19 protein-coding genes are annotated in these 16,585 nt (G+C 65.3%); 10 read left to right on the top strand and 9 right to left on the bottom strand.

Features of this window, described 5'->3' with window-relative positions:
- Nucleotides 1–381 precede the first annotated feature (381 nt).
- Complete coding sequence (locus NKI24_RS31610; protein WP_352750320.1) at nt 382–1,623, top strand: MFS transporter; 1,242 nt, start codon at nt 382–384, stop codon at nt 1,621–1,623.
- On the opposite strand, the gene NKI24_RS31605 is transcribed toward NKI24_RS31610, so the two are convergent.
- From NKI24_RS31605 to hemC, 6 genes are all read right to left on the bottom strand, one after another.
- On the bottom strand, nt 1,624–2,340 hold the full coding sequence (locus NKI24_RS31605) for a glutamine amidotransferase (RefSeq protein ID WP_352750319.1): 717 nt from the start codon (nt 2,338–2,340) through the stop codon (nt 1,624–1,626).
- 18 nt (nt 2,341–2,358) lie between these two features.
- Nucleotides 2,359–2,838 carry a tellurite resistance TerB family protein gene (locus NKI24_RS31600; protein ID WP_023678200.1) on the bottom strand — a complete coding sequence of 160 codons (480 nt, stop codon included), beginning with the start codon at nt 2,836–2,838 and terminating at the stop codon, nt 2,359–2,361.
- A 39-nt stretch (nt 2,839–2,877) separates the two neighbouring features.
- Nucleotides 2,878–4,485 (bottom strand): heme biosynthesis protein HemY, encoded by a 1,608-nt coding sequence (locus NKI24_RS31595; protein ID WP_352750318.1) that lies wholly within the window; start codon nt 4,483–4,485, stop codon nt 2,878–2,880.
- A gap of 8 nt (nt 4,486–4,493) precedes the next feature.
- On the bottom strand, nt 4,494–5,984 hold the full coding sequence (locus NKI24_RS31590; RefSeq protein WP_352451314.1) for a COG4223 family protein: 1,491 nt from the start codon (nt 5,982–5,984) through the stop codon (nt 4,494–4,496).
- 323 nt (nt 5,985–6,307) lie between these two features.
- Nucleotides 6,308–7,021, bottom strand: coding sequence for a uroporphyrinogen-III synthase (locus tag NKI24_RS31585; RefSeq protein WP_352750317.1), 714 nt, complete (start codon nt 7,019–7,021; stop codon nt 6,308–6,310).
- A 1-nt stretch (nt 7,022) separates the two neighbouring features.
- Complete coding sequence (hemC, locus tag NKI24_RS31580) at nt 7,023–7,949, bottom strand: hydroxymethylbilane synthase (protein WP_352750316.1); 927 nt, start codon at nt 7,947–7,949, stop codon at nt 7,023–7,025.
- 101 nt (nt 7,950–8,050) lie between these two features.
- Here hemC and tsaD point away from each other — a divergent pair, with 101 nt between their 5' ends.
- From tsaD to NKI24_RS31550, 6 genes are all read left to right on the top strand, one after another.
- The gene (gene tsaD, locus NKI24_RS31575; protein WP_352750322.1) at nt 8,051–9,136 is read left to right on the top strand and encodes a tRNA (adenosine(37)-N6)-threonylcarbamoyltransferase complex transferase subunit TsaD; all 1,086 of its coding nucleotides are present in this window, start codon (nt 8,051–8,053) and stop codon (nt 9,134–9,136) included.
- Nucleotides 9,133–10,143 (top strand): NAD(P)H-dependent glycerol-3-phosphate dehydrogenase, encoded by a 1,011-nt coding sequence (locus NKI24_RS31570; RefSeq protein ID WP_352750315.1) that lies wholly within the window; start codon nt 9,133–9,135, stop codon nt 10,141–10,143. The genes tsaD and NKI24_RS31570 overlap by 4 nt, the downstream gene beginning before the upstream one ends.
- 26 nt (nt 10,144–10,169) lie before the next feature.
- Entirely contained in the window at nt 10,170–10,466 is a 297-nt protein-coding gene (locus NKI24_RS31565; RefSeq protein ID WP_352750314.1) for a YciI-like protein, read from the top strand.
- Nucleotides 10,467–10,647: 181 nt separating this feature from the next.
- The gene (locus NKI24_RS31560; protein ID WP_352750313.1) at nt 10,648–11,073 is read left to right on the top strand and encodes an EVE domain-containing protein; all 426 of its coding nucleotides are present in this window, start codon (nt 10,648–10,650) and stop codon (nt 11,071–11,073) included.
- Nucleotides 11,070–11,726, top strand: a complete 657-nt coding sequence (locus NKI24_RS31555; RefSeq protein WP_352705002.1) for a class I SAM-dependent methyltransferase — start codon at nt 11,070–11,072, stop codon at nt 11,724–11,726. The genes NKI24_RS31560 and NKI24_RS31555 overlap by 4 nt, the downstream gene beginning before the upstream one ends.
- A 48-nt stretch (nt 11,727–11,774) precedes the next feature.
- Nucleotides 11,775–12,191 (top strand): DUF1761 domain-containing protein, encoded by a 417-nt coding sequence (locus NKI24_RS31550; RefSeq protein WP_352750312.1) that lies wholly within the window; start codon nt 11,775–11,777, stop codon nt 12,189–12,191.
- A 3-nt stretch (nt 12,192–12,194) separates the two neighbouring features.
- Here the strand turns inward: NKI24_RS31550 and gcvA are convergent, their stop codons facing one another.
- A complete protein-coding gene (gcvA, locus tag NKI24_RS31545) occupies nt 12,195–13,115 on the bottom strand; it encodes a transcriptional regulator GcvA (protein WP_352623008.1) in 921 nt (306 codons plus the stop codon).
- A 174-nt stretch (nt 13,116–13,289) separates the two neighbouring features.
- Here gcvA and NKI24_RS31540 point away from each other — a divergent pair, with 174 nt between their 5' ends.
- The gene (locus NKI24_RS31540) at nt 13,290–13,535 is read left to right on the top strand and encodes a hypothetical protein (RefSeq protein WP_352750311.1); all 246 of its coding nucleotides are present in this window, start codon (nt 13,290–13,292) and stop codon (nt 13,533–13,535) included.
- A 96-nt stretch (nt 13,536–13,631) separates the two neighbouring features.
- On the opposite strand, the gene NKI24_RS31535 is transcribed toward NKI24_RS31540, so the two are convergent.
- Entirely contained in the window at nt 13,632–14,168 is a 537-nt protein-coding gene (locus NKI24_RS31535) for a L,D-transpeptidase family protein (protein WP_245274862.1), read from the bottom strand.
- A 144-nt stretch (nt 14,169–14,312) separates the two neighbouring features.
- Here NKI24_RS31535 and NKI24_RS31530 point away from each other — a divergent pair, with 144 nt between their 5' ends.
- Entirely contained in the window at nt 14,313–14,996 is a 684-nt protein-coding gene (locus NKI24_RS31530) for a response regulator transcription factor (RefSeq protein ID WP_023680479.1), read from the top strand.
- A gap of 125 nt (nt 14,997–15,121) precedes the next feature.
- Nucleotides 15,122–15,577: a Crp/Fnr family transcriptional regulator gene (locus NKI24_RS31525; RefSeq protein WP_352470773.1), complete on the top strand. Its 456-nt coding sequence runs from the start codon at nt 15,122–15,124 to the stop codon at nt 15,575–15,577.
- 46 nt (nt 15,578–15,623) lie between these two features.
- Here NKI24_RS31525 and NKI24_RS31520 read toward each other — a convergent pair whose 3' ends face one another.
- A complete protein-coding gene (locus NKI24_RS31520; RefSeq protein ID WP_352750310.1) occupies nt 15,624–16,517 on the bottom strand; it encodes a sugar phosphate isomerase/epimerase family protein in 894 nt (297 codons plus the stop codon).
- Between the last annotated feature and the right edge of the window lie 68 nt (nt 16,518–16,585).

Raw genomic sequence — 16,585 nt, 5'->3', positions numbered from 1 at the left:
TAGATCGTGCCGCGCTTCTGGCTCGCGGTCATGTAGGTATAGCCGGTCATGGCTGAAGGGTAGCTGGCACAGTTGCGGATACAAGTGCCGTTCTGAGCCGCTGTATTCTTCGGCTGACGTGACGGCATGGATCCCAGGGTCTCCGCGACGTCGCTTCGCTCCTTGCTCCGCCCTGGGATGACGAAGCGAGAGGTGTTTCGGCTAGTCTCGAAGGTTTGCAATTTGCCATGCGCTTGTTATCTGCCAGGACGAAATTGTTGATCCAGGCCGGATTTTTGCGCGCGCCCTGCGCCGAACTGCGCTAAAGGCTTTTTTGGCCGGACCAGCGCCCATCGTGGAAGTGCCCCGCCGGCCGACATAGCCGCCACGGGGCCTTATTCCATGACCACAGAATCCCAAGTACCATCCGACCAGCGCTATGCCGCCTTTCGCCACCGGCCGTTCCTGAGCTACTGGGCGGCGCGCTTCCTCTCGACATTCTCTACCCAGATCGTGTCGGTCGCCGTCGGCTGGCAGATCTACGACCTGACCCGCGACCCGTTCGACCTCGGCCTTGTCGGCATCGTCCAGTTCCTGCCTTCGCTGCTGCTGGTGCTGGTCACCGGCGACGTTGCCGATCGTTTCGGGCGCCGTCTGATCATGGCGCTGGCGGTGCTGGTCGAGGCGGGCTGCGCCTTGGCCCTGCTGCTGCTGACGCTACGCGGCCTCTCTGGGCCGATGCCGGTCTTCATCGTGCTCGCCATGTTCGGCATCGCGCGCGCCTTCTTGGGGCCGGCCTCCTCATCGCTGTTCGCCAATCTGGTGCCGCCCGAGGATTTCGCCAACGCCATCGCCTGGAACTCGTCCGCCTGGCAGACGGCAACCATCGTCGGGCCGGTCGCCGGCGGCCTGCTCTACGGGCTTTCAGCCGAAGCCGCCTACACCACCGCCGCCGTGCTGATGCTGGTTGCCGCCGTGCTGATCTTAACCATCCCGAAGCCTGCCCAGCGCAGCCGGACCGACAGGCCGACGGTACAGACCCTGTTCGCCGGCTTCGGCTACATCTGGAGCGAAAAGATCGTGCTCGGCGCGATTTCGCTCGATCTGTTTGCGGTGCTCCTGTCCGGCGCCTCGGCGCTGCTGCCGGTCTACGCGCGCGATATCCTCGAACTCGGCCCATGGGGGCTCGGCCTGTTGCGCTCGGCGCCCGGCGTCGGCGCCATCTGCGTCGCCATCTGGCTGGCCGGACACCCGATCCGCAACCATGCCGGCCTTGTGATGCTCGGCTTCGTCGCGCTGTTCGGCGCGTTCACGGTTCTGTTCGGCCTCTCGACCATCACCTGGCTGTCGATTGCGGCCCTTGCGCTGCTCGGCGCCACCGACATGTTCAGCGTCTATATCCGCGAGACGCTGATCCAGCTGTGGACGCCGGACGACGTTCGCGGCCGCGTCAACGCTGTCAACCAGGTGTTTGTCGGCGCTTCCAATGAGCTCGGCGAATTCCGTGCCGGTACCATGGCGGCGTTGATCGGCACGGTTCCGGCCGTGGTGGTCGGGGGTGTCGGGGCGATCGCTGTTGCCGGCCTATGGGCGGTGCTGTTCCCGCAGCTGCGCAAGGTGCGTCATCTCAGGGGGCGAAACTGATTACGGCAGCGCCGGCTTGCCGAAAATCATCGGCAGGAACTCGCCGAGCCAGCGCTTGAGGTGCATGTCCCAGATCAGCCGGCCGCCGAGATGGTCGCGGCCGGGCTGCGCGCCGGGCAGTTCGAAGCGGTGCGCGCCGCGCACCACCCAGCGCTGCATCATCGCCCGGGTCAATTCGCCATGGAACTGGATGCCCCAGGCATTGTCGCCGTAGCGGAAGGCCTGGTTGGGATAGGTTTCGGCCGTCGCCAAAAGCGTCGCGTCCTTCGGCAGCGAAAAGCCCTCGCGATGGAATTGATAGACCATCTCCGGCCAATGCATCAGCCTGCTGCCCGCTTCGGTCGCCTTCAGCGGATACCAGCCGATTTCGACGAGGAACTCGCCGTGGCCCTCGACCCTGCCGCCAAGATGCTTGACCAGCATTTGCGCGCCGAGGCAGATGCCAAGCAGCGGCCGGTTCTCGTTGAGCGGAATTTTGAGCCAGTCGGTCTCGCGGCGGACGAACTCGTCGCCGTCATTGGCGCTCATCGGCCCGCCGAACACCACGGCGCCGGCATGGCCATCCAGCGTCTGCGGCAAGGCCTCGCCGAGCGGCGGTCGGCGGATGTCGAGGTCGAAGCCTTCCTCGATAAGCATATGGCCGACCCGTCCGGGGCTCGAATGCTCCTGATGCAGCACGATCAGGATCTTTGGTCTCGGACTTGGCTTGGGCGGCATTGGAAGGCGGGATCCTGTCTATTCGTCGCTTGAGGTTCCGGCAGCACCAGGAGCCGCGGCGGCCGCCTTGAGGCGCGCCTCGACACGGTCGCGACGTTCGACGCCGATCAGCTCGGCGACCCGCCACACGGTATTGTCCTCGAGTTCGTGCAGCTCGCCATCGGCATAGACGATCTCCCACATCAGGCCGATGAAGGCCTTTCGCGCCTCGGCGTCGAGATGGCGCTTGAGCACGCTGGTGAAAGCGTAGAGGTCGATCGCCTCATTGTCGGCCCGCTCGCCGGCAGCCGCCAACGCGTCGAGTTCGTCGCCGCTGATCGAGTAGCTTTCCGCCAGCACCTTCTTGAACCGTTCCCATTCGGTATCCTGGCGCACCCCGTCGGCGTTCATCACGTGGAAAAGCAGGGCGGACGCAGCAATGCGCGGATCGTCGGCGCTGGGGCTGGCGCCACCACCGGACGGCAGATCCCTTAGAAACGACAAAACGCGTTCGAACATCAAATCATTCCCAATAAGCCCGGGTCCACTCGACCCTGATCAGAACAAACGAAACCGGCGCGTCGATTTATCCGCCGCGTCGTCTGGATCGACGCCGGGGTCGTCGGGCAGCCGCGTCAGCTCCTGCGCCGGCTCGACGGCCTCGGCATCTTCCGGCACTTGGGCAAACGCCGCCGCGGTGATTGGTGTCACATGATCCTCGCCGGCACGGTCGTCCATCTTCTCCTCGGTCGCTGTGCCCGGTGTCTCCGCCGTGTGCTCGATCGTCCCGGCTCTTTCCTGTACCGGCCTGGCTGGAGCCGCGATGGCCGGCACCGGCGCCTCCGGCGTATCCTCATGACCGTCGATCAACTGCCCGAGCCGCTCCATCGGCGCCCGCCATTCGAATGCATCGAGCCTGCCGGTGATCGGCGATATCGGAGCCCAGCGCTCGGAGACGACGCCGTCGGCGACCCAGGCCGGGTCGCGCGGCGCTCTCACCGCCTTCGACAGCAACTGCCGCACCTTGCCCTGGTCGGCGGTTTCGGCCTCCTCGATATCGGCCAGCAGCAGATAGGCGCCTTCGCGGCGATCGATGCGGATGGCGGCTTCAGCCTCGCGGCGGGCGGTTGAAAACTCCTGGGCATCGAGCGCGGCGCGCGCCACGGCCAGCGAGGACTCGGCATGGTTCTTCTTCAGTTCCTGCAGCTTCTTTGCCCGGTTCAGCCGATCGAGCACGGCATCGCCCGGCCTGGCATGGGTGTAGAGCTCGGCGATCTCCGGATGCGGCTCGGCCTTCCACGCCGCCTCGAGGATTTTCGAGCCTTTGCGCACGTCGTTCTGCCGAAACAGCAATTTCGCCGCGACGACCGCCGCCGGCGCGAAATCCGGCCGCAGCCGGTTGGCTTCCAGAGCCGCCGTCCGGGCGGCATTGGCATCGCTGTCGATCAGCGCCTGCGCCTTGGCGGTCAACAGCACGACGCGGCGCCGGTTGGCGGCGTCACGCTCGATCTGCCGGGTCGACTTCTGGGCGTCGACCAGTTTCAGCGCGCCATCCCAGTCGCCGCGTTCGGTCAGGTCTTCCAGCGTCGATTCGGCCGCCCAGGCCAGTTGCGGCGCTACCGCCGCGGCACGGCCGGCATAGTGGCGGGCTGCGTTGCGGTCGCCGAGCCGCTCGGCCTCGAGATAAAGCCCGCGCAGGCCGAGCAGCCGCATTTCGGGATCATCGAGCATGGTCTCGAACTTTTCGCGGGCGCCTTCATGGTCGCCTTCGAGCAGCGAGGCCTGCGCGTCGAGCAGCTGGATCAGTGGCTCCTGATCGGAGCGGATCAGCTTTGCCGCTTCCTTGGTCTTCTTGCGGGCGAGCGCGCCGTCACCGGCGCCGGCGGCGATCATCCCGGTCGACAGCGCCTGGTAGCCGCGGTCGCGGCGACGCACGCGGAAATAGCGCGAGATCGTATAGGGGCTGGTCCACAGCGCCTTGACCAGCCACCAGACGATCATCACCGCGGCAACCACGGCAACGACCGCCACCGCCGCGACCATCAGGCTGACCTGGTATTGATAGCCGTTGAAGGTGACGAGCATTTCGCCCGGCCGGTCGGCCAGCCAGGCGAAGCCGAGCCCGAGCGCAAAGACGACGGCAAGGAAGGCGAGGATGCGGATCATTGGGTTCCTCACGCCTTCATTGCGCCGGCGATGAGCGAATCGATCTGCGTCTCGACCTCCATCCGCGCTTTCAGCTTGCCGGCAAAGTCGGCGCCGGCGGCCTTGGCCGCCTCAGGCAGGGTTTCGTATTCGCTGAGCGCCTTGGCGTAGTCGCCCTGGTTGACCGCGACCTCCATGCGCGCGACGGTTTCCGGAACGCCGGTGCCTTCGACGGCGCCGATCGGCCTGACCTTGACCAGCGATTCGGCGCTGGACAGCAGCTTCTGCAGGATGCCGGCATTCTGGTCGATGGGCGTCGCGGCAGCGACCATCGCGTTGGCGGCGCCGTCCGCTTCGGCGGCGATCTCGGAGCGCATCGGGACGCCCTTTTCGGCATAGGTGCGCAACGTCGCGATCTCGGGTGCATCGGGTGAGATCGCGGCAAAGGTTTCGAGCTCGGCGGCGAACGGTGCACCACGGTCGAGCGCTGCCTTGAGCGCCGAAGCGGCAATGGCCAGTGCGATCTTCGGCTGCGAAGCCTGTGCATCGACCTTGCCCGAGATCTGTGAAACCGACTGTTCCAGGGCCGCAAGCCGGCTGTCCTGCGCCTTTGTCGTCTCGCCGGCCGATTTCACCAGCGCATCGAGCGCGGCCAGCCTTTCGTTGAGCGGGCCGAGATCGACCGGCGCCGTACCGCCGGCCTTGCCGAGGGCCGCAACCGCCGTCTCGATCTGCCTTACCTTGTCGCCAAGTGCCGCCAGGCCGGCATTGTCGCCGGCACCGCCTTGCTCGACCGCCGACTTCAACGTCGCAACGTCCGCCCTGACCTGATCCAGCGCCGACGACAGCCCGTCCACCTTGGCCGATGCGTCATTGTTGGCGCCGGCCTGTCTGAGGTCCGCGACCTCGCGTTTCAGCGAAACGATCTCACCATTGACTGCGTCGAGCGACACGCCGCCCGACCCCGGCGCACCGAGCAGGCCGGCAAATTGCAGCCCGCCGGCCGCGGCGAGGGCGATGACGCCGCCGACAATACCGGCGGCGATGCCGTTGATGCCGCTTCGCTTCGGCTGCGCTGCCATATGATCGTCCCTCGTCTCAGCTGTCTTCTCGCCGGAACCTGGGATCCCCGGTTCGTTGGCCCCGGTTCCGCTGGATGCATCTTCGAAACTGTAGTCGGAAACCGTGGGGCGCCCGGCCGGCGCATCCGAACCGGCGGGATAAGGGGTTTCCGCTTCCCTGGCAGAATCGGCGCCGGCGTCCGCCGGCTCTTGCGTGCCGGCCGGCGCGGCTGCGTCGGCATGTTCCCATGGCTCGAGATCGGTCTGGTCCGCATGCACCGGCTCTTCAGGTGGCTCCGGCTGCGAGGCGTTCGCCGCTTCCTCGGCCCGCGCCTCGTCGGTCTGCGAGGTCACGGCATCCTGTTCGTCGGCGACTCGCGAGACGGCGCCAGGTTCGAGCTCGATGGTCACCGGCTCACGGCGGCTCTTGGAATGCCGCATCTTCGGCGTCTTGACCATGCTCGGGCTCCGCAAAATTCGCTTCGGGATGGTTTGAAGGGTCTAGCACATCACCAAGCGGTGAAAAGGGGCGGCGTGATGACGCCACGGCTTGGAATTCAGTTTTGGCAAAACGCCGCAGGGCCGAATCCGCGTTTCAAGCCAAGGCCCATGCTCGGCACACAAAAAACCCGCCTCGGCGGGCGGGTCGTTGGAGCCAATTGGCACCGTAACCAAATTAGTAGCATAGCTGCCGGCACAAAGCAAGAACAAAATGTGCCCGAGAGCAATCACCTGAGTTTGGCGCCGCCCCTAAGGACGGCACAGAGCCGCAGCGAATGCCATCAGCGCGGCGCCTGCAAAAGTCCTAGCAAGGCATCTTCGTAGGGCTCAGGCGCAATCCGGATCCTTTCGCCGGCGACATCGCCGATGGCGGCGGCAATACGTCCCGACAAGGCAAAAAAGCGCGTTTCCTGGAAAAGGCTACGCAGCGCCGGCCGGCTAGCCAGGGCCTGCATCGCTTTTGCCGCCTTGGCCGAATAGAGCAGCACCGCCTCGACCGGCCGGGCGGACAGGCGCGCAAGAACGGCCTCGTCGGAGTAGTCCAGGACAACGGTGTCGTAGGTCTCGACGGCGCGGACCTGAACGCCCGACGCCAACAGCCCTTCCTCGAAGCCGGGAAATCGCACCCGCCCGCAGAGATAGACGATCGTCTGCCCTGCAAAACCGCCAGCGAGCGCATCGGCCAGCGCCTCGGCATTGCCCGCGCCTTCGCTGACCGACAGAAACCCGGCAGCGCGGGCGGCTTCCGCCGTCTTCCTGCCGACGGCGTGGCACGGCAAGCCGGCGAGCGCCGCGATGACCTCTTTCGGCGCATGGCGAACGGCATTGGCGCTGGTGACCGCGACCGCCGCGGCGTCAGCGAGCGCGCCGGCATCGACCGGCAGCGCCACGGTTCCGGTCAATGGCAGCAGGATCGGCTGAAAGCCGGCATCCGCAAGCCGGCGCCCCGTGCGCGACGCGCCCGGTTCGGGCCTCGTCACAAGGACGCGGAGCATGTCAGGTCCAGCCATCGAAGAATGTTTCGCCGGCCTTGGCCCGAACGGTCGCCGCGGCTTCCGCGCCAATGCGCGCCGCCTCTTGCGCCGGCCCTTGCAGCCTGACTTCATGCGACTGCGTGCCATCGGGCGAGATGATCAGCCCGGCAAAGGAAACCGTTCCGCCCGATATCGTCGCATGTCCGGCGATCGGCGTGCGGCAGGACCCGTCGAGCGCCGCCAGGAAGGCGCGCTCGCAGGCCAGCGCCTCGCCGGTCGGCCGGTCGTGGATCGCTGCCAGCATCTGTTCCACGTCGCGGTCTCCGATGCGGCTTTCGATGCAGATCGCGCCTTGCCCCGGCGCCGGCGGAAAGACCTCGAGCGGCATCAGGTCGGTGACGACGTCTTCGAGGCCGAGCCGCTTCAGCCCGGCATAAGCGAGGATGGTGCCGTCGGCGATGCCGTCGTCGAGCTTGCGCAGCCGCGTCTGCACATTGCCGCGAAACATCACCACTTCGAGGTCCGGCCGCATCCGCCGGATCAGCGCCTGGCGCCGCAGCGACGACGAACCGACCCTGGCGCCTTGCGGCAGGCCGGCAATCGTTCGCGCCGCCTTGCCGATGAAGGCATCGCGCGCGTCTTCGCGCGGCAGGAACGCGGACAGTTCCAGCCCCTCGGGCAACAGCGTCGGCATGTCCTTCGACGAATGCACGGCGATGTCGATGCGGCGCGCCAGCAGCGCCTCCTCGATCTCCTTGGTGAACAGGCCCTTGCCGCCGGCTTCCGACAGCGGCCGGTCCTGGATGCGGTCGCCGCTGGTCGAGATGACGACCACCTCGAAAGCTTCCGCCGGCATGCCATGCGCCGCCATCAGCCGCGCCTGCGTTTCATGCGCCTGCGCCAGCGCCAGCGGGCTGCCGCGTGTTCCGATTTTCAAGGTTGTTTGCATGACGCGCCGTCCGTGATAACCCCCGGCAGGTTTTCGGGTTTTCTCCTATCGGGGAAAGGCCGACAGTACAATCTGTATGATTTTTGGACAGCGACGAATTGATCCGCGTTCTGGGCATCGAGACGAGTTGCGACGAGACCGCCGCCAGCGTGGTGGCGCTGGACGGTCGCAGCACGCCGCAAATCCTGTCGAACATAGTGCTCAGCCAGATCGAGGAGCATGCCGCTTTCGGCGGCGTCGTGCCGGAGATCGCCGCGCGCGCCCATGTCGAGGCGCTCGACGGCATCATCGAGGCAGCGCTGGCCGATTCCGGCGTCGACCTCGCCGACATCGATGCGATTGCCGCCACCGCCGGTCCCGGTCTTGTCGGCGGGCTGATCGTCGGCCTGATGATGGCCAAAGCAATCGCCGCGGCAGCCAAAAAACCGCTGATCGCCATCAACCATCTCGAAGGCCACGCGCTGACGGCCAGATTGACCGACGGGCTCGACTTTCCCTACCTCTTGCTGCTGGTCTCCGGCGGCCATACCCAGATCGTCGCCGTACGCGGCGTCGGCGACTACCAGCGCTGGGCGACGACCATCGATGACGCGCTTGGCGAGGCCTTCGACAAGACGGCCAAGATGCTCGGCCTGCCCTATCCGGGCGGACCGAATGTCGAGAAGGCGGCGGCAACCGGTGACGCGACGCGTTTTGCCTTTCCGCGCCCGATGAAGGGCTCGGTGCAGCCCGATTTTTCCTTCTCCGGCCTCAAGACCGCGGTGCGCCAGGCGGCAACCGCGATCGCCCCGCTGAGCGACCAGGATGTCGCCGATATCTGCGCCTCGTTCCAGGCGGCGGTGGCGGATGCGCTGGGCGACCGTGTTGCGCGGGCGCTGACCCGGTTCCGTCAGCAATTCCCGGACAAGGCCGAGCCTGCATTGGTTGTCGCCGGCGGCGTGGCCGCCAATCGGACCATCAAGGCGACATTGCAGGGCCTGTGCGAGCAGGCCGGGTTCAGCTTCGTCGCGCCGCCGCTCAACCTCTGCACCGACAATGCGGCGATGATCGCCTGGGCCGGCATCGAGCGCTTGCGCGCCGGCATATCAGGTGAAAACGCCGCCGATTTCGTGCCGCGCTCGCGCTGGCCGCTGGACAGCGTCTCGGCCCCGATGGTCGGCTCGGGCCGGCGTGGGGCCAAGGCATGACCGGCAGCGAGCACAAGGCGCCAAGCGGCTGGCGCGTCGCCGTGCTCGGCGGCGGCGCCTGGGGCACGGCGCTGGCGCTGGCCACGCTGCGCTCCGGTCATTTCGTCCGCCTCTATGCGCGCGACCCGGAGACCGTCGCGGCGGTCGACCGTGGCGAAAATCCGCGCTATCTGCCGGGCATCGCGCTCGATCCCGGCATCGTGGCGACGAGCGACATCGAGGCGGCGCTCGACGGTGCCGACTGCGTTCTGGCGGTAGCGCCGGCGCAATCGTTGCGGATTATGCTAACGGCCGCGTCCAGCCATATGCCGAAAGGCGTCCCGCTGGTCCTCTGCGCCAAGGGCATCGAGCGCGACACCGGCGCGCTGCTATCGTCCATCACCGAGGAAATACTGCCGGCAAATCCGGTCGCCGCTTTGTCCGGCCCAAGCTTTGCCACCGACGTCGCCAGGGGCTTGCCGACGGCCGTCGTGGTCGCCGCCCGCGACGAGGCTCTGGCCACCGACCTTGCCGCCCGCTTTTCGGCGGAAAATCTGCGCTGTTATTCGAGCGACGATCTAATCGGCGTCGAGATCGGCGGCGCGCTGAAGAACGTCTTTGCCATTGCCGCGGGTGCCGTCACCGGCGCCGGGCTCGGTGCCAGCGCCCAGGCGGCGATGGTGACGCGCGGCTTCGTCGAGTTGCGCCGCATCGGCGCCGCCTTTGGCGCCAGGCCGGAGACGCTGATGGGGCTTTCCGGCCTCGGCGACCTGCTGCTCACCTGCTCGTCCGCGCAGTCGCGCAATTTCGCCTATGGGCTGGCGCTGGGGCAAGGCAAGCCGCTTGCCGGCTTGCCTTTGGCCGAAGGCGTGCCGACGGCGGCAATCGCCGCCCGCATCGCCGGCGAGCGCCGGATCGACGCGCCGATCATCGCCGCCGTCGCCGCCATACTGGACGGCACCATAACCATAGACCAGGCTGTGTCGGCGTTGATGACAAGGCCACTCAAGACCGAAACCGAGATGTAATCGCGAACGATTGCGGAGATGGAAAGATGCTGTTTGCGTTGATTTGCAAGGACAAGCCAGGAAGGCTGCAGGTGCGGCTCGATACGCGGCCCAAGCACCTTGCCTTCCTGGAAGGGCTGAACGGCGACAAGAAATTGGCCTTCGCCGGCCCGTTCCTCGACGCCGACGGCAAGCCGAACGGCACTCTCGCCGTTGTCGAGGCGCCCGATCTGGCGGCGGCAAAAGCCCTGTCGGCGGCCGATCCCTATACCAAGGCAGGGCTGTTCGAAAGCGTCGAAATCCGGCAGTGGAACTGGAGCTTCAACAAACCTGTGAGTGAATGATCGTTCGTTCGCGCTGCCCCTCATCCGCCTGCCGGCACCTTCTCCCCGTGAAGAACGGGGAGAAGGGAGAAGCTCCAGCGCTGGCGACCCCTCTCCCCGTCCTTACCGGGAGCGGGTAAGGGTGAGGGGCAGCGCCAACGCTGGATAGCGACAAACCGACAACGGCAACGGGATAACTGAGATGAACTACTGGCTGTTCAAATCCGAACCCTCGGTCTTCTCCTTCGAGGACCTCAAGGCCAAGGGCAAGGCCGGCACGCAATGGGACGGCGTGCGCAATTATGCGGCGCGCAACAACATGAAGGCGATGCAGATCGGCGATCTCGGCTTCTTCTACCATTCCAATGACGGGCTGGACATCGTCGGCATCGCCGAAGTCTGCGCTCTGGCCCATCAGGACAGCACCACCGACGATCCCCGCTGGGAGTGCGTCGACATCCGCGCCTTCAAGGACATGCCGAAGCCGGTGACGCTGGAGCAGGCCAAGGCCAATCCAACGCTGGCCGACATGGCGCTGGTGCGGCTCGGGCGGCTGTCCGTGCAGCCGGTGACGCCGGCCGAATGGCAAGAGGTTTGCCGCATGGGCGGCCTGACGCCGGCGCCATGACGGCGCTGACGCCGGACAGCGCCAGGAAATTCATCCTCGACAACACGGCGCTGATGGCGCCGCCACATGTGCCGGAGATCCGCCTGCAGCTGGCCGACGAGGCGCACGAACTGTGGCGGCGGACCGAGGACGAGCTGACCGAAATCGGCCTGCCGCCGCCCTTCTGGGCTTTTGCCTGGGCCGGCGGCCAAGGCCTTGCCCGCTACATCCTAGACAATCCGGCGGCGGTGCGCGGCAAGCGCGTGCTGGACTTCGCCTCCGGCTCCGGCCTTGTCGCCATTGCCGCGGTGAAGGCCGGAGCTGCCGAGGTGATCGCCGCCGATATCGACCCGTTCTGCGCGACCGCCATCCGCCTCAATGCCGAGGCAAATGGGACCGAGATAAAATTCCTCATCGGCGACTGCATCGGCAGCGATGCCGGCTGGGACTTGGTGCTGGCCGGCGACGTCTTCTACGACAAAACTTTCGCCGACAGGCTGATGCCATGGTTCGTCGCGCTGAAGGCGCGCGGCGCCGACATTCTCGTCGGCGATCCCGGCCGCTCCTATCTGCCGAGGGCGGGACTGGAGCCGCTTGCCGTCTATCAAGTGGCGGTGACCCGGGCGCTGGAGGACGCCGAGGTCAAGCGCACCACCGTCTGGCGCCTTGCTTGACGGCATCGCCGAACAGGCGTTCCATCGCGCAATCGACCGGAGGGAACCATGGATTTTTCAGCAATCAATTGGCTGGCGGTAATCGTCGCCGCCGTCGTGGCGTGGCTGTTCGGCGGGGCCTGGTACATGGGCTTGAGCAAGCCGTGGCTGAAGGCCGCCAAGCTTGATCCGGCGACGATGAGCAAATCGATGCTGCCCTTCGTCGTCTCCTTCGTCGCGGAGATCGTCATGGCGCTGGTCATGTCGCTGATCATCGGCGCCGTGACCGGCGGCGAGCCGAGCCTGCTTGCCGGGGTGATCTTCGGCTTCGTTTTCTGGCTGGGGTTCGTCGCCACCACGCTTTCGGTCAACCATCGCTACGAAGGTTTCGGCTGGGATCTGACGCTCATCGATGTTGGTCACTGGCTCGGCGTGCTGCTTCTCATCGGCGCGGTGATCGGCTGGTTCGGCGCGGCGGCGGGCTGACCGTCAGCTCGGCGTCCTGGCGATTTCCTCAAGAAGCCAATCGCGAAAGGCGACGATGCGCGCATCGTTCGCCGCAGTCTCCGGATAGACCAGGAAATAGGCGAATTCGGGCGCGACCTTGATGCCGAGTTCGAACGGCCGGATCAGCCTACCTTCCGAAAGGTCGTTCGCCACCATGGCGAAATCGGCGAGCGCGACCGCGTTGCCGTCGAGCGCGGCCTGGACGGCATCGGTCGAATTGCCGAACACGATGGTCCGGCTGTCGTCGAAATCGTCGACGCCCGCCGCCGCCATCCACATGCTCCAGTTCGGCCAGGTGACGCCCTGGCGCGACCACTCGATATGGGCCAGCGTATGGTGGAACAGGTCGCGCGGCTCCTTGAGCGGCGGCCCTGACCGCAGCAGGGCCGGGCTGCAGACGGGGATGATGACGTTTTCGAACAGCCGGTGCGAGCGAAGCCCCGGATATTTGCCGGTGCCGAAACGGATGCCGAGATCGACGTCGTCGCGATCGAAGTCGCGCACCTCGTAACTGATGTCGAAACGCAGCTCGATTGCCGGATGCTGCTTGCGAAAATCGTCGACGCGCCGCATCAGCCACTTCGTCGCGAATTGCGCATCGAGGGTGACCTTCAGCAGCGCCGATCCGCGCGCCGTCTTCTGCGCCCGTGAGACGGCCCGGCCAAGCAGGTCGAGCGCATCGGTCGAAGCTTCGAACAGCACCGCGCCCGCCTCGGTCAGCCGGATCGTGCGGCTGGTGCGTGTGAACAGCACGATGCCGAGCTGATCCTCGATTTCCTTGATCTGATGGCTGACCGCTGCCGGCGTCAGGCCGAGCTCGTCGGCGGCGCGGGTGAAATTGAGGTGCCGCGCCGCTGCCTCCAGCGTCCGCAGCGCACGGGTTCCAGGCAGCAGGCGCGCCATCAGTGCCAGACGAGGAGGGTTCGGTCGAGGGTTCGGTCGAGCATTCCAATCATCAAACAGAACTTGAAGATGCAGAAAAAACTACTCGTTTCCCGTTTGAATTTCAATCCGCCATGATCTGAGCATCGAAGAAACATCAAACCGGATTTGATGTCCGGAGAAGCGGATTGCACCATGTCTGACATCGCCTTGCGCTCGGTAACCCTCCGCCCGGCCTGGCTGCGCGCCATGCTTGACTGGCTTCGGCACGCAAAAATCGCGGTCAATCTTCCCTACCAAAATGTCGAGGATCTCTCCGATCGCCAGCTTCGCGACATCGGCGGCGAACGCAAGGACATCGCACGCGCCATGGACCGCGAACGCGGCCGGCTCGGCCTTCTCGACATAGGGTGGCAAAGGAGTAGGGGAGTAGGGGAGTAGGGGAGTAGGGGAGTAGGGGAGTAGGAAGCTAAGCGGCGCGCCCGCGCCTGCCTTACCCTTACTGCCCTATTCCCTACCCCCTATTCCCCTACTCCCTTACCTTACCACCCTTACCACCGTCCGCTCTGACAGCAGCGGCAGCAGCCGCGCCATGGTGCGGGCGGTTACCGCGACGCAGCCTTGCGTCGGCGTGAAGCCGGGGCGCGCCAGGTGGAAGAAGATGGCGCTGCCGCGCCCGCGCCGGCGCGGCACAATGTTCCAGTCCAGCACCAGGCAGGCGTCATAGAGATCGTCGGTGCGCAGCATCCGCTCATGGCTGGCGCCATAGGGGATTTTGACCGGGCGGTTGTAGTTGCGGTCCCCAGGCACTTCGCACCAGCCGAGGTCGCGGCCGATCGGCGTCATCGCCAGCCGCGTCCGGCGGCCGCCGGCAAAACGGTCGCCGCGAAAATATCCCGACAATATCCGCATCGAGGCAAGCGGCGTGGCGCCGTCGCCCTCGCGCTTGCCGGCCGAGATGCCGCCATGCCCCAGCGCACATGGAAACACCAGTTTGCCGGCCTGCAGAAAGCCCTGGCTGGGTTGGCCGGGGCGCGCGCGCACGGTGAGCACGGTGAGCCCTTTCGGCAAAATTGCGCCGACTGCATTGCGATCGTGTTTTTTCTTGTATGATCGTGCCACGGAACAAATCACTGTGAACGGCTGTTGTGCCGGTCAGCTTCCGCATAAACAGGCAGCGGTCAACTGAAATCTCTTTTCAAAACAACGGATTGATCCATGACTTCACGCACCATTCTGATCGTCGACGACGATGACGACCTGCGCGGCACCCTTGTCGAGCAATTGTCGCTTTATGAGGAATTCGATGTCCTGCAGGAAGCGACCGCCGCCAAAGGCGTCGCCACGGCGCGTGGCGGGCTCATCGACCTGCTCATCATGGATGTCGGCCTGCCCGACATGGATGGCCGCGAGGCGGTAAAGATATTGCGCAAGGGCGGCTACAAGGCGCCGATCATCATGCTGACCGGCCATGATACCGATTCCGACACCATCCTTGGCCTCGAGGCCGGCGCCAACGACTATGTGACGAAGCCGTTCCGTTTTGCCGTGCTGCTGGCCCGCATCCGCGCGCAGTTGCGCCAGCACGAACAGAGCGAGGACGCCACTTTCTCGGTCGGCCCCTACACGTTCAAGCCCAGCCAGAAGCTTCTGATCGACCCGCGCGGCGCCAAGGTGCGGCTGACCGAAAAGGAAGCCTCGATCATCAAATATCTCTACCGTGCCGACCAGAAGGTGGTGACCCGCGACGTGCTGCTGGAGGAAGTCTGGGGCTACAATTCCGGCGTCACCACGCATACGCTCGAAACTCACGTCTACCGGCTGCGCCAGAAGATCGAGCGCGATCCTTCCAACGCGGAAATTCTCGTGACAGAAAGCGGCGGCTACAAGCTGGTTCCTTAAACATTTCATTATTCAAATAAGCGATCCGGGCGGGGCGCTTTTCGGGTACGGTCCTGAGGCTGGAGGTGGTTTTGGATCGGCCTCGTAGGGGAGGAGTCGGACTGACGGTTCGGGGACATAGCTAGATGGCGCTGGATGACGACATCCGCATCCTGTCCACCGTGAGGCTCTTCGAGGGCTTTACGCAGGAACAGCTGCGTCTGCTCGCCTTCGGCGCCGAAACCACCATGTTGAAAGCCGACCACAAGCTTTACCGCGAGGACGACGAGGCCGATTCAGCCTACATCGTCGTCAGCGGCCGCATCGTCCTCTACCGCGAGCACGACGGCGAGCGCATCCCGATCGGCACCGTCGGCCCCGGCACCATGCTCAGCGAACTGGCGCTGATCGCCGACACCAACCGGCTGACCAGCGCCTCCGCCGAAATCGATTCGGAAGTGCTGCGGCTCAGCCGCAAGATGTTCCGCCGCATCCTCGAGGAATACCCGGAACTGGCGGTTCACCTGCACCAGCGCATTTTGGAGGATTTCCAGGCGATGATTCGCCGCATCGAGGAACTTGGGCCGCGTTTTGCCGGCTAATATAGCGCCTCTGGCCTAACCAGATCGACTTCGGAACTGCGAGGGCTCAGGGCCGGTGCGTTGCGGAAACAAGCTCGACCTTGCGTCGTGCCGTCTCCAGTCCCAGCGCGATGAAACGGCGCGCATGCTTGGCCAGTTCCATATTGTCGGTCCACAGATTGCGCCAGATCGCGGTTTTCCGCGACAGGTTCTCGTCGACGATTTCCGAGGAGAAGGATTCGAAGCTGAGGTCGTCGCTGTAGCCGATGGCGGTCAGCGCATCGAATATCGCGGCAAAATCGATATTGCCGGTGCCGAGGAAACCGCGATGGCTCTCGCCGATATGGACATAGCCGATCTTCCCGACCGCATTGCGAATGGCCAAGCCGACATCGGCCTCCTCGATGTTCATGTGGAAGCTGTCGAGATGCAGGAAGATATTGTCGGAGCCGCTGTCCGCGATGAATGCCATGCCTTGCGCGGCGGTGTTGAGCAGGTTGCTTTCGAAGCGGTTGACGATTTCGAGGTTGAGGGTGACGCCGGCTGATTTTGCCGTGTCCGCCACCTCGGCCAGCGTGCCGGCGCTGCGGTTCCACTGGTCACGCGTCGGCGCCTCGCTCTGCAAGCCGTGGCTGGTGCTGAGGATGCCGGCAACCTTCTGGCCGCCGAGATCGCGGGTCAGCGCGATCGTACGTTCCAGGATTTCGACGCCGTGCGCCGCAATCGTTTTGTCGGCGCTCGAAATATCGCCGTCGGCCGGCAGTCCAATGCTGATCGCAACGCCGAGGCCGAGATCGGCGATCCGCTTGGCCAAGCCGTCAATGTCGACGTTGGCGGGGTCGAGATAGGAGAATTCGATCAGGTCGAAGCCGGCTTCCCTGGTGTTGGCCAGCGTCCGCTCGAGGTCGCCCTGCGCCGAGCTCGCCGACCAGACGAATGAGTGGATTCCGATGCGCGACATGATCGTCTCCGGTTATTTCCAGCTGACCCAAGTCCAAAGCGGTTTTGGCAAGCCGATGCTCGGACAAA

This window comes from Mesorhizobium sp. M0701 (genome assembly GCF_040320365.1).
Classification (GTDB): domain Bacteria; phylum Pseudomonadota; class Alphaproteobacteria; order Rhizobiales; family Rhizobiaceae; genus Mesorhizobium.
Note: the sequence above shows the minus strand (reverse complement) of the source record. Positions and strands in the feature narration are given on the sequence as shown.